Genomic DNA, 12,472 nt, shown 5'->3' with positions numbered 1-12,472 from the left:
GCCGGGAGGGCTGCATCCAACGCAAGAACTTATGGATCGGCGGCCTGCCCCGGGTGGCATCGGATACTGGACCGGGAACGTGCCGCCCGCCTTTCAGCCCGGCGCGCCGTTATGATCGGCGGCTCGAAACAGGAGTTCCGCCATGTCAGCCGTCGAACTGGTCCGCCAGGGCAGCATCGCCCACCTGGTCATGAACCGCCCGGAGGTGCACAACGCCTTCGACGACGGCCTGATCGCGGAACTCACCGCGGCCATCGAGGCCGTGGAGGCCGACGACACGGTGCGCGCGGTGGTATTGACCGGTGCCGGCGCCAGCTTCTCCGCGGGCGCCGACCTGCGCTGGATGCGTGGCATGGCCCAGGCCTCCGAAGCCGACAACCGCGAGGATTCGCTACGCCTCGCCACGCTGATGCGCCGCCTCCAGTTCCTGTCGAAACCGACGATCGCCCGGGTGAACGGCGCGGCGTTCGGCGGCGGCGTGGGATTGATCGCCTGCTGCGATATCGCCATCGGGGCGCATGGCGCGAAGTTCGCCCTTTCCGAGGTGAAGCTCGGCCTCGTGCCGGCGGTGATCTCGCCATACGTCATCGCCGCCATCGGCCTGCGCCAGGCCCGCCGGCTCTTCGTCACCGGCGAGGTGTTCGATACGGCGGCCGCCTTGTCGATGGGCCTGCTCCACGAGGTGGTCCATGACGAGGAGCTGGATGCGGCGGTCGAACGCATCCTGGGCTTCCTGGCCAAGGGCGGGCCCATCGCGCAGCGGGAGGCGAAGCGCCTTGCCTTGGATATGGGGGGGATGGAATCCGCAGCCATGGAGACGACGGACGCGGCCAACGCCGCGTTGATCGCCCGTCTTCGCGTTTCGGCGGAGGGGCAGGATGGGCTTTCGGCCTTCCTCGACAAGGGCCGGCCGTCTTGGCTGGGGTGATGGAGGCGGTTCGGGGCGATCGGGGTGGTGATGGTGGTTGGAGCGGTGATGGTGACCGCGGCGATCGCGGCCGAGGCCGCTTCCCACCCGAAGGTTGGCGGCGGAGATCGATGCTTGAACGTAGCGGGGTGGGAAGCGGCCTGGGCCGCGACCGGCGACACCGCAGCCTCGCCTACCTCACAACGTTCCTGCTATCGCTAACCACAGTCACACAAGCCGAAACCCTGGCCCGGCGCATCGACCAACACCTGGCCGAACCCCGCTTCGCCGCCGCATCGTGGGGCATCTCGGTGGTCTCGCTGGATGACGGCCGCACGGTCTACGCCCATGACGACGGCCGCCTGCTCCTGCCCGCTTCCACCGCCAAGCTCTACACGGCTGCCTTCGCCCTCGACCGTCTCGGCGCGGACTACCGCACCCACACCGATGTCATCGCCGCCGGCGAACTGCGGCGCGGCCGGCTGCGTGGCCCGCTCGTCCTGCGCGGCCGCGGCGATCCGACACTGGCCGGCAACGCTTGGGCCGACACCCTCGCCACGGCCCTTCGCGAACAGGGCATCCGCCGCATCGATGGCGGCATCGTCGGCGACGACACGGTGTTTCGTGGCCCGCCCATCGGCAGTGGCTGGGAAGCAGGCGATTTGCAGGCGTATTACGGCGCGCAGGCCGGTGGTCTCGACATCGACGAAAACACGATGACCGCCAGCGTGTCCATGAACGGGATCGACGTAACGCCCGAGGACGCGGCCGTCACGATCGCCATGCAACCGGCGAAGGGCTTCGAACTCTATCGCGCACCGGGAACGGCGACGCTGCACGTGCTCGGTGGCGTGAATGAAACGGAAAAACCGAGCCGCTCGCGCCTGTCCATCCCCGACCCCGCGCTCACGGCCGCCCGGCGCCTGCGATCCGCGCTGGAGCGGCAGGGACTGCGCGTGGATGGCGAGGCTCGCAGCGTGCAATGGCCGGTGCCGGCACTCGGCGGTCCGACCGTCGCCTCGTTCCCTTCGCCCACGCTTGCGGACATCCTCCGCATCGGCCTGAAGCGCTCACAGAACCTCTATCTGCAAAGCGTCTTCCTTCTCTCCGGCCTGGAGTCATCGGGCGCCGAAGATGCGCGCGCCGAGGACAGCGCCGCCACCGCGCTCGCGGCATGGCTGGCGGCACGCGGCATCGGTCCGTCATCGACGACGCTGGACGAAGGCACCGGTCTTTCGCGTCATGACCTGACGACGGCCGCATCGCTGACCCGGTTGCTCGCGCTGATGGATGCCTCGCCGATCGCCGCGACCTGGCGTGGACTCCTTCCCGTGGCCGGTGTCGATGGCACGCTTGCCGGCCGCATGCGCGGTACGGTCGCGGAAGGCAACGTCGTGGCGAAGACGGGCAGCATGAGTTTCGTGAACGCGTTGGCTGGCTACGTCACCACCAAGAGCGGCCAGCGCTTGGCGTTCGCGATCCTGCTGAACAATTACCGGCCACCGGCGAAGAGCGCGGAGCCGGTGCCTTCGGCCTCGGCGGATGTCGATGCGATCGCGGTGATGCTGGCCGAGGTTGTGGAAAAGCTTTAGAGCATCGCCGCTTAAGCGGCGATGGCTACCCTCACCCAAGCACCTTCGGCAAATCCTTGCCGATCTTCTCCGGTGTATCGGTCGGCGCGTAGCGTTCCACCACCTGGCCCTCGCGGTCGACCAGGAACTTGGTGAAGTTCCACTTGATGCCCTCGGTACCCAGGACGCCCTTCTTCTCCGCCTTCAGCCAGCGATACAGCGGATGCGCGTGGTCGCCGTTGACCTCGACCTTCGAGAACATGGGAAAGCTCACGTCGTAGGTCAGCGAGCAGAAGTCGCGGATCTCCGCTTCGTTGCCCGGCTCCTGGTGGCCGAACTGGTCGCACGGAAACCCGAGCACCTCGAAACCGCGCTCGTGCCAGGCCTTCTGCAACTCTTCCAGCCCCTTGTACTGCGGCGTGAATCCGCACTTCGAGGCCACGTTGACCACCAGCAACGCCTTGCCGCGAAACTCGGCGAGCGAGCGCTCGTTCCCATCGATATCAACGGCGGAGAAATCGTAGATGCTGGCCATGCGCGTTCCCTTCATTGGTGAATACGCGCAGTCTACGCCCCGCGCGGCGCCCTTGCCCCGGGTTCGGATACCATGGACGTCTTTCCGGCCGGAGAGCCAAAGCCCGTGATCCGTTTCGCCGCCGCGTCCAAGTCCTACCGTGTGGACGGAGCGCTCGTGCCCGCCCTGCAACCCGTGGACCTCACCATCGAAGCGGGCGAGGTGTTCGGCATCATCGGCCATTCCGGTGCCGGCAAATCCACCTTGCTCCGGCTGGTCAACCTGCTGGAGCGTCCGACCGCGGGAAAGGTGTTCATCGACGGCCGTGACGTCACCGATGCCCAGGGTGCCGAGCTGCGCAAGCTACGCTCCGGCATCGGCATGATCTTCCAGCACTTCAACCTGCTTTCCTCGCGCACGGTGGCCGACAACGTCGCTTTCCCGCTGCGTCTCCAGGGCGGCGTGGACGATGCGGCGATCGTCGCGCGCGTGGATGAACTGCTGGACCTCGTCGGGCTGACCGCGCACGCACGCAAGTACCCGGCGCAACTGTCCGGCGGGCAGAAGCAACGCGTCGGCATCGCGCGGGCTCTGGCGAGCCGCCCGTCGATCCTGCTTTGCGACGAGGCCACCAGCGCCCTCGATCCCCAGACCACGGCATCGGTGCTGGAACTGCTCGCCGACATCAACCGACGGCTCGGGCTGACCATCGTGCTCATCACGCACGAGATGGACGTGATCCGTCGCGTCTGCGACCGGGTCGCCGTGCTCGACGGCGGCAGCGTCGTCGAACTTGGCCCGGTGGCCGACGTCTTCCTGCATCCGCAACATCCCACGACGCGCCGCTTCGTGGCCGAGGCGGATCATCGCGAGGGACGCGGCGCGGAATTTCCCGGCGTACCGGGACGGCTGTTCCGGCTCTCCTTCCGTGGCGAGGCCACGTACTCGCCACTGCTCTCGCGCGTGGTCCGCGATACCGGCGTGGAATACAACCTCCTTTCCGGCCGTGTCGACCGGATCAAGGACGTGCCCTACGGCCAGCTGACGCTCGCCATGCATGGCGAGCGCCTGGACGACGCACTCGTGCAGATTCGCGACGCGGGCGTCGATATCGAGGAGGTGGCGCGATGAGCCCCATGCAGGCCCTGTTTCCCAACATCGACTGGCCCGAGATCGGCCAGGCATGCATCGATACCCTGCTGATGCTCGGCGGCTCGCTGCTGTTCACCATCGTGCTCGGCTTGCCGCTGGGCGTATGGCTGTTCCTCACCGCCAAGGGCCAGTTGCACGCCAGGCCGAAGCTCTATGCCGTGCTTTCGCTCGTGGTGAACGTGCTGCGGTCGATTCCCTTCATCATCCTCATGATCCTGCTGATCCCCGTCACACAGGCGATCACGGGCGTGAGCATCGGCATCCGTGGCGCGATCGTTCCGCTGGTGATCGGCGCGGCGCCTTTCTTCGCGCGACTGGTGGAAACGGCGCTGCGCGAAGTGGATCGCGGAGTCATCGAGGCGAGCCAGGCCATGGGCGCGACCACGGGGCAGATCGTCACCCGGGTGCTGCTGCCGGAGGCCCGCGCCGGCCTCGTCGCCAGCACCACCGTCACCGCCGTGGCCCTGGTCGGCTATACGGCGATGGGCGGCATCGTCGGTGCCGGCGGCCTCGGCGCCCTCGCCTACCAGTACGGCTACAACGGCTACAAACCCGATTACATGCTCGTCACCGTCGCACTGCTCGTGGTGCTGGTACAGGTCCTGCAATCGCTCGGAGATCGACTGGTGAGCCGCTACAGCCGGCGCTGAACCCTCGGGGCCGGCTTTGCATCCGGCGATATGGACGTCTATGCTGTCGCACCGCAACATTCGCGATGGACGCCTCCCATGAAGAAGTACCTGCTCCCGCTCGCCGCCGCCCTCACCTTCATGGTCGCCGGCTGTTCGGGCGGCGGCGGTGCCGACAAGGAGGGAGGCCAGGGCGAGGCCACGCTCACCGTCGCCGCCACGCCCGTGCCGCATGCGGAGATCCTCAAGGAGATCAAGCCGCTGCTGGCGCGGGAAGGCGTGAACCTCGAGATCCGCGTGTTCACCGATTACGTGCAGCCGAACATGCAGGTCGCACAGAAACAGCTCGACGTGAACTTCTTCCAGACCGAACCCTACCTCGACGCCTTCAACCGCGAGCGCGGCACGAACCTGGTGAAGGTCGTGGGCGTGCATATCGAGCCGTTCGGGGCGTACTCGCGCAAGTACACCTCGATCGACCAGCTTCCCGATGGCGCGGACGTGGTCATCCCCAACGATCCCAGCAACAACAGCCGGGCCTTGCTACTGCTGGCGAAGCATGGCCTGATCACGCTGAAGAACCCGGGCGACCGGCTGGCGACGCTCAAGGACATCGCCACGAACCCGAAAAACCTCAAGTTCCGTGAACTCGAGGCGGCGATGTTGCCGCGCGTGCTGGGCGAAGTGGACCTGGCCCTCATCAACACCAACTACGCGCTCGCCGCCAAGCTCAACCCGGTGAAGGACGCCTTGCTGATCGAGGACAAGGATTCCCCGTACGTGAACTTCCTCGTCTCGCGGCAGGACAACAAGGACGATCCGCGCGTGCAGAAGCTGGCCAAGGCGCTGACCTCGCCCGAGGTGAAGGCCTTCATCGAGAAGAACTACGGCGGCGCGGTGCTGCCGGCGTTCTGAGCCGGCATCTCGAACACCCGGCGCAGGTACGCGATGTAGTCCGGGTCTTCGGTTCCCATGCTCTTGCCGGGTGAATCGGAGAGCTTGGCCACCGGCTGGCCGTTGCAACGGGTCATCTTGATCACGATGTTGATCGGCGCCGGGCCCACGTCGTTGGTGAGGTTGGTGCCCACGCCGAACGACAACAGGCAGCGCCCCGCGAAGTGCCGGTAGAGCTCCATCACGCGCGGGATATCCAGGCTGTCGCTGAACACCAGTGTCTTCGTCCGCGGGTCGACGCGGTTCGCTTCGTAGTGCGCCAGCACGCGGTCTCCCCACACGATGGGGTCGCCTGAATCGTGGCGCGCGCCATCGAACAGCTTGCAGAAATACATATCGAAATCGCGCAGGAAGGCGTCGAGGCCGTAGACGTCGGAGAGTGCGATGCCCAGGTCGCCGCGATACTCGCGCGCCCATGCCTCCAGTGCCGCCGTCTGCGAATCGCGCAGGCGTGGCCCCAGCGACTGGAAAGCCTGGAGGTATTCATGCGCCATGCTCCCGATCGGGACCAGCCCCAGCCGCATGGCCAGCCAGACATTGCTCGTGCCCGCCAGCTGCGCACCCAGGTCGCGCTTCATGATCCCCAGCATTTCCTCGTGCCACGCCTGTGAGAAGCGCCTGCGCGTGCCATAGTCGGCGATACGGGCACTTTCGTAACCGCGGGTATCGCGCAGCAGTTCGATCTTCGAACGCAGCCTCGCCCTGCCCTCGTCGAGTTCCAGGCCGGGGTATGTGGCCTGGTAGTACAGCTCGTTGACGATCGCGAGCAGCGGCACCTCGAACATGATGGTATGCAACCACGGCCCGGCGATCACGATCTCGATCTCGCCGTTCCCCTTCGTCGAAGGCCCGACGGTCACGTATTTCGCGTTCAGCTGGAACAGGCCGAGGAAATCCACGAAGTCGCTGTCGATGAAACGCAGGCTGCCCAGATAGGCTAGTTCTTCGTCGGTGAAGCGCAATGAACACAATTCATGCAGCTCTTCCCGGATGCGCCCTATCAGCGGAGCCAGGTCGACGCCGGGCGTGCGGCAACGGAAGCGGTATTCCACCTGCGCGGCCGGGTATTGATGCAGCACCACCTGCATCATGGTGAACTTGTAGAGGTCGGTATCGAGCAGCGACCGGATGATCATGCGCTGGCGCCGGTGGCGGCGATCTGGCGATTCACCGCATCAACGAACGGCTGGGTGCCGGGCCACGATGTGATGCGACCGAGCTTCCTGCCACGATGGAAAAGAAAGAACGCCGGGATGCCGTGCAATCCGAAACGGGTGCCCATGGTCGGATCGTCATAGACGTTGTCGTGCAGCCAGCGTACCTCCGGCCAGACGAACTGGTCGGGCGTGAGCAGGATCTGTCGTTTCGCGATGTCGCAGTTGGGGCAATCACGTCCCCACAGGAACAGGATGGCGATGCGGTTGTCATCGGTCGCGAGATCCTCGTCCAGTTGCACATCGACGATGCGCCGCATCGGGAAACGCTGGAAGAAGTCGGGAACGCTGGTCTCGGCCATGGGGCAAAATCCGTGAACGGGTCGAATGCGCGACATGGGGTCGCGGGAGCGATAATCCGAGGGTACCGCGACACCTCGTCCCTTCGCCAAACGCCTCAAGGATTCCGTGTGCGCCTCGTCATCGGCCTGATCTTCCTCGTTTACGCCCATCTCACGCTCGCCGCCACGCTTACCGTCGACACCGGAGCCGGCCCGCGCCGGTTGAGCACGGAACAACTGCTTGCGCGGCCGGATGCCCGGGATATCCAGGTCGTGGGGGATGTCTCGTACCACGCCGCGATGCGTTATCGCGCGGTCCCGTTGAAAGCCCTGCTCGGGGGAGTCTCGAACGGCGGCCACCTGCAATTCGTGGCGCTGGACGGCTTCACCGCCGAGATACCCGCCTCGCTCGTCCTGGGCACCGGCGGTGCCGAGGCATGGCTGGCCATCGAACCGGCCGACAAGCCATGGCCGAAGCTCGGCGAGGGGAAGCCCAGCGCGGGGCCCTTCTACCTCGTCTGGCTGCATCCCGAGGCGAGCCACGTGGGACCCGAGCAGTGGCCTTACCAGGTGGCGTCGATCAAGGTACTGGCCGATCCCGCGGCACGTTTCCCGGCGATGCAACCGGCCGCCGGGCTACCCGTCAATGCGCCGGCACAGCGTGGCTTCGCGGTCTTTCAACGCAACTGCATCAGTTGCCACACGCTCAATGGCCAGGGCGACGCGAAGCTGGGGCCGGACCTCAACATCCCGCACAGTCCGACCGAGTACCTGCGCGGGGACATGCTGCGCACGCTGGTGCGAAATCCGCAGAACCTGCGCCGCTGGCCGCAGGCGAAGATGCCGGGGTTCGATCCGAAGGTGTTATCGGATGCGGACCTGGACGACCTGGTGGCTTATCTGAAGCATATGGCGGGGCGGAAGAAGGTCTCGCCCTGAGCCGTCGCCGACAGGGTCGGCTCCCACCAAGCCTCGCGTCGTATCGCCGACAGGGTCGGCCCCACCGTCTCGCCCTGAGCCGTCGCCGCTGAAGCGGCTCCCACACAAGCTGGCGGCTGGCTGCGATCCGCCAGGTTTCCTGTGGGAGCCGCTTCAGCGGCGATATCGGCCCCTCAGGCCCGCTCCCCCTCGACCACCAGCTCACTCGACGCCCGGTTGTAAACCGCCAGGTCGAGAATCCCCCGCTCGCGCGCGACCAGCACCGGCACCACCATCTGTCCGGTGACATTGGTCATCGTGCGCATCATGTCGAGGACGCGGTCGATCGCGACGAGATACCCGATGCCTTCCAAGGGCAAACCCGCGGAACTGAGCACGAGCGTGACCATCACCGTGGCGGTGCCGGGCACGCCGGCCGTCCCGAACGAACCGAGTACGGAGGCCAGCAGGATCACCATGTACTGCGCCGGTTGCAGGTCGAGGTGGAAATACTGCGCGATGAACACGGCGGAGATGGCCGGATAGATCGCGCCACAGCCGTCCATCTTGATGCTCGCGCCCAACGGCACCGCGAATGCCGCGTACTCCTCCTTCACACCCATGTTGCCCACCACGCTGCGCAGCGCGATCGGCATCGCCGCGAAGCTCGACGACGAGGTGAAGGCCACCTGCATGGCGGGAAACGCGGCGCGGAAAAACTTGAGCGGATTGAGCCCGTGCGTGAGCAACAGGCCGCCATACACCACGACGATCTGCAGCGCACAGGCCAGGTAGAGCGCGCCGACGAAGGTCGCCAGCGGCAACAGTTTCTCGAACCCGTACGCGCCCACCAGCGCGGCGATGAGGCCGAACGTGCCCAGTGGCGTCACCTCGAGCACGAACCGCGTGACCTGGATCATCCCGTCGTTCGCTTCGGTGACCAGCGCACGCAAGCGCACCGACTTCTCGCCGATCTTCACCAGCGCCAGGCCAAGCAGTCCCGCGAAGAAAATCACCTGCAGGATCTTGCCCTCGCTCAGGGCGCGGAACGGATTGGCCGGCACGATATCCAACAAGACCTTGACCGGCTCCGGCACGACCTTCGGTTTCCAGCCTGCTGGCGTGGTGAGTCCTTCCACGCCCAGGCCTGGCTGGGTGACGTGCGCCACGAGCAATCCCACCAGCACGGCGAGCGTCGCCGTCGCGGCGAACCAGGCGAACGTGCGCCCGCCCAGGGCGGCGACATCCTTCACGCCATGCAGGCTCGATACGCTGTGCAGGACCGCGAAGAACACCAGCGGCACCGCGATCATCTTGATCAGGGTGACGTAGAGATCGCCCAGCGGGCCGAACCATGTCGCGGCCGCCGGCCCCATGAGCCAGCCTGCGAACGCACCGAGCACGAAGCCCGCCGCCACCCGCTTCCAGAAGCGGATACGTAACCAGGAAGATATAAGTGACATGGATGGCACCTGTTCACACGAAGGCCAACCTTACACCGCCAACTGGCCGTCTGGATGGCCATCATCGGACACTGTGTTTCCCCTGGCGAACGATCTGGGGGTGGGAAGCCGCTTCAGCGGCGATCGGTACCCCTCAACCTCTCCAACTCGCCCGTCCGCTCCACCGGAGCCAGCCTCGCCAGCCCCTCCACCCGCGCGAAGAACACCCGCCAATCCCCTCCCACCTCGGCGAACAACGCCGCGAACGACCCCACCCACGTGTCGTAGAGACCGAACGGCAACAGGGCCGCATTGTTCAGCGGCCGCCCCATCCAGCGGTCGTAACGGTGGTCGCCACCCGCCTCGCCGTCGCGCCAGGCGAGATAACGTCCGCGGAAATCCTCGAACTCCTCCGCCTTGGCCACCCGCTTCGCCTCGTCCGTCCATGGCTGCGCATAGATCGCCGCGAGGCGATCGCGCAAGGCCAGCACCTGTGTCGTGAACGACCGCTCCAGCACGTCGCCCTTCTCGTCCGGTGCCGCCTGCTTCCTCGCGCCACGCCATTCGCGCAGGCCTTCGCGCTCCACGAAGGTGGCGAACGATTCGTTGAACGAGGAATCGTTCTTCACGTAGATCTTCTGGTGGGCCAGTTCGTGGAAGATGGTGCCGGCCAGTTCGTCGTCGTCCCAGCGCAGCATGCTGCTGAGGATGGGGTCGGCGAACCAGCCGAGCGTGGAATAGGCGGGCACTTCGCCGATGGCCACATCGTGGCCCAGGGTTCGCTCGCGTGCCGCTTCGCGTTCGGCCAGGTCCTTGCGGAAGTAACCCCGGTAGGCGACACACCCCGCGACAGGGAAACAGTGCGTCACGGCGGAAACGGACAGCTCGGGTGTCGCGAACACGTTCCACGCCACCCACGGACGATCCAGCTGCACGTAATACGTGTAGCTGCGATTGTCCGGCAGGTCCAACCTGGACGAAGCGAAGCGGCGTGCCTCACGCGCCAGCGTGAGGCGACGGCGCGTGGTGTCCGGCGTCTTCGGATCGGCCACCACCTTGTCGATGGAGCGGCGCTCGGCGAGCAGCGTGACCTGCCCATGCGTCACATGGGCGTAATACCCGAGCGAACGGCATCCGGTGAGCAGGATCAGCATGGCGGCAAGCACATGGCGCATCGGCCCATTGTGCCGCATGGCGAGGTTGTCGAGACGGTCAGGCGGACCGCTTCCCCCCGGTCATCGACTGGAGTACCCCGTCACGACGGATCAAGCCGTGCATCAACGCCGCGCCCATGTGCGCGAGGAAGGTCAGGAAGAACAACCAGGCGAGATAGCGATGCGCCTCGCGCAGCCAGGCGAAGAGCGCGGCGTCGGAGGGCAGGATCGGAGGCAGGCGCAAGCCCGCGCCCAGGGTCACCGGATAATTTCCCGCCGACAACATGCCCCAGCCGATCAGCGGCATCGCGATCATCAACCCGTACAGCAGCCAGTGCGAAGCGTGCGCAGCCAGTTTCTGCCACTCGGGCATATCCGCGGGAAGCGGTGGCGCCGGGTGGGTCAGGCGGAAGCCGAGGCGGATCAATGCGAGCACGAAGATGGTGATGCCCAGCGGCTTGTGAATCGCCAACAGCCACGCGTGCCTGGCTTCGACCGAGGTCACCATGCCCGCGCCGACGAACAGCATGGAAAGGACAGCCAGGGCCATCAGCCAGTGCAGCACGCGGGCGAAAGGATGGAAGGTGTCTGCGCGGCTCATGGGTGGTTCTCCTTCGGGCTGGCCGTCCCGGGCAGATGACCTTCTTCGCTGGTGCGCCTCAGGTACGAATCCGCGTATGCCGCGGACCGCGCCACGAGCAACGGATCGTTCGACACCTCGATGCCGCGCGGCAGGATGGTCGGATCGTAGTTGACGTCGCGGCAGGGGCCGTCGGCCTGCGCCTCCATGTGATCGATCACGATCGTGCCGGCATCCACGGTTTGCCGGTCGTCCGGCCACACCTTGGTCGCGTCGTCGACCGGATCGCCGTCGGCGGCGAACACCATGCGCAGGTGCCAGCGCAGCGGGCCTTCGCCAAGCCGCTTCGCGAGGTCCGCGGCGAGGTAGTCTGGATCGCCCGCGGCCGGTCCGCCGTCGCCAGCCGGCGGTTGCTCGGGAACGGCCTTCCAGCGCACGGCGTGGCGCTGCCCTGCCGCGTCGCGCAGATAGAACGCGTTGATGCTTTCGTACGTCTCGGTCACATAGCTGGCCGAGGGCTTCGCCGTCTTTATCCAGGCGAGGAAGGCCGCCGTCTCCGGATGCGCGGCGAAGAACGCCTTCGGCTTGGCCGGGTCCGGCTTGCCCGTGGCGGGATCGGGATGCGTCGCCACCTGCAGGTCGTAGAAGGCCTTCGCCGTGGACACGGGGAAGACCGGCATGGCGTTCATGCCGGTGCGCCATTGCTCCCCGTCCGCGAGGTCGAATCGCAGGGCGAAGCTGCGAATGGGAATGGAACTGTCCGCCGCATAGGGATTCCCGCCGGGAATCGCGAGGCGGCCTACGACGGGGGTGTCGCCGGGTGCGAACAAGGGTGCCGTGGAATACGCGGCCAGCGCGCCGCTCGACTCGAAACGGCCGGTCACGCAGATCCCCTTGGCGTGGTTGCGACGGTAGCCCGGGTATTCACCGCCATTGGCCTGTATCGCGTCGATGACCCGTTTCGGGGTCAGGCGCCCTGGCGCCAGCCATCCACCGACATAACAGAAGGCGGCGGCGAAGGCGGCCACGACCAGTCCAATCAGTGCCCAGCGCCAGGCGGCATGCGCCGGGGGGTGCCGTGTCTCGGGTTCTTGCATCGTCATCTCTCCGACCGGTGGGGTATTCGGGTTGGCATCGCAGGGTGGGACGTACGTCA

Annotated in this window: 13 protein-coding genes; 6 read left to right on the top strand and 7 right to left on the bottom strand. The window is 66.3% G+C overall.

The window, feature by feature from the left end; all coding sequences use genetic code 11:
• Positions 1 to 142: 142 nt before the first annotated feature.
• Both AB6730_RS13430 and dacB read left to right on the top strand, forming a co-directional pair.
• Positions 143 to 928, top strand: coding sequence for an enoyl-CoA hydratase-related protein (locus tag AB6730_RS13430; RefSeq protein ID WP_371024103.1), 786 nt, complete (start codon positions 143 to 145; stop codon positions 926 to 928).
• Between the two features lie 110 nt (positions 929 to 1,038).
• Positions 1,039 to 2,499: a D-alanyl-D-alanine carboxypeptidase/D-alanyl-D-alanine-endopeptidase gene (dacB, locus tag AB6730_RS13425; protein ID WP_371024102.1), complete on the top strand. Its 1,461-nt coding sequence runs from the start codon at positions 1,039 to 1,041 to the stop codon at positions 2,497 to 2,499.
• A 31-nt stretch (positions 2,500 to 2,530) separates the two neighbouring features.
• On the opposite strand, the gene AB6730_RS13420 is transcribed toward dacB, so the two are convergent.
• Complete coding sequence (locus AB6730_RS13420) at positions 2,531 to 3,013, bottom strand: glutathione peroxidase (protein ID WP_371024101.1); 483 nt, start codon at positions 3,011 to 3,013, stop codon at positions 2,531 to 2,533.
• Between the two features lie 105 nt (positions 3,014 to 3,118).
• Between AB6730_RS13420 and AB6730_RS13415 the strand changes: the two genes are divergently transcribed.
• From AB6730_RS13415 to AB6730_RS13405, 3 genes are all read left to right on the top strand, one after another.
• Entirely contained in the window at positions 3,119 to 4,123 is a 1,005-nt protein-coding gene (locus tag AB6730_RS13415) for a methionine ABC transporter ATP-binding protein (RefSeq protein ID WP_371024100.1), read from the top strand.
• Entirely contained in the window at positions 4,120 to 4,794 is a 675-nt protein-coding gene (locus AB6730_RS13410) for a methionine ABC transporter permease (RefSeq protein WP_371024099.1), read from the top strand. The genes AB6730_RS13415 and AB6730_RS13410 overlap by 4 nt, the downstream gene beginning before the upstream one ends.
• A gap of 78 nt (positions 4,795 to 4,872) precedes the next feature.
• Positions 4,873 to 5,688, top strand: a complete 816-nt coding sequence (locus tag AB6730_RS13405; protein ID WP_371024098.1) for a MetQ/NlpA family ABC transporter substrate-binding protein — start codon at positions 4,873 to 4,875, stop codon at positions 5,686 to 5,688.
• On the opposite strand, the gene pncB is transcribed toward AB6730_RS13405, so the two are convergent.
• A complete protein-coding gene (pncB, locus tag AB6730_RS13400) occupies positions 5,658 to 6,863 on the bottom strand; it encodes a nicotinate phosphoribosyltransferase (protein ID WP_371024097.1) in 1,206 nt (401 codons plus the stop codon). The two genes, AB6730_RS13405 and pncB, sit on opposite strands and share 31 nt — an antisense overlap.
• Positions 6,860 to 7,243 (bottom strand): hypothetical protein, encoded by a 384-nt coding sequence (locus AB6730_RS13395; RefSeq protein ID WP_371024096.1) that lies wholly within the window; start codon positions 7,241 to 7,243, stop codon positions 6,860 to 6,862. Before AB6730_RS13395 ends, pncB begins: the two co-directional genes overlap by 4 nt.
• Positions 7,244 to 7,351: 108 nt before the next feature.
• Here AB6730_RS13395 and AB6730_RS13390 point away from each other — a divergent pair, with 108 nt between their 5' ends.
• Positions 7,352 to 8,161, top strand: a complete 810-nt coding sequence (locus AB6730_RS13390; RefSeq protein WP_371024095.1) for a c-type cytochrome — start codon at positions 7,352 to 7,354, stop codon at positions 8,159 to 8,161.
• Positions 8,162 to 8,334: 173 nt separating this feature from the next.
• On the opposite strand, the gene AB6730_RS13385 is transcribed toward AB6730_RS13390, so the two are convergent.
• The 4 genes from AB6730_RS13385 to AB6730_RS13370 all read right to left on the bottom strand — a co-directional run bounded on the left by AB6730_RS13385 (position 8,335) and on the right by AB6730_RS13370 (position 12,419).
• Positions 8,335 to 9,603: a dicarboxylate/amino acid:cation symporter gene (locus AB6730_RS13385; RefSeq protein WP_371024094.1), complete on the bottom strand. Its 1,269-nt coding sequence runs from the start codon at positions 9,601 to 9,603 to the stop codon at positions 8,335 to 8,337.
• Between the two features lie 113 nt (positions 9,604 to 9,716).
• Positions 9,717 to 10,757: an aminopeptidase gene (locus AB6730_RS13380; RefSeq protein ID WP_371024093.1), complete on the bottom strand. Its 1,041-nt coding sequence runs from the start codon at positions 10,755 to 10,757 to the stop codon at positions 9,717 to 9,719.
• A 37-nt stretch (positions 10,758 to 10,794) separates the two neighbouring features.
• Positions 10,795 to 11,337, bottom strand: a complete 543-nt coding sequence (locus AB6730_RS13375; protein ID WP_371024092.1) for a cytochrome b — start codon at positions 11,335 to 11,337, stop codon at positions 10,795 to 10,797.
• Positions 11,334 to 12,419 carry a catalase family peroxidase gene (locus AB6730_RS13370; protein ID WP_371024091.1) on the bottom strand — a complete coding sequence of 362 codons (1,086 nt, stop codon included), beginning with the start codon at positions 12,417 to 12,419 and terminating at the stop codon, positions 11,334 to 11,336. The genes AB6730_RS13375 and AB6730_RS13370 overlap by 4 nt, the downstream gene beginning before the upstream one ends.
• Positions 12,420 to 12,472: the final 53 nt, after the last annotated feature.

The organism is Luteibacter sp. RCC_6_2 (assembly GCF_041360655.1).
Lineage (GTDB): Bacteria > Pseudomonadota > Gammaproteobacteria > Xanthomonadales > Rhodanobacteraceae > Luteibacter.
The sequence above is the reverse complement of the archived record's forward strand: the minus strand, read 5'-3'. Positions and strand labels throughout refer to the sequence as shown.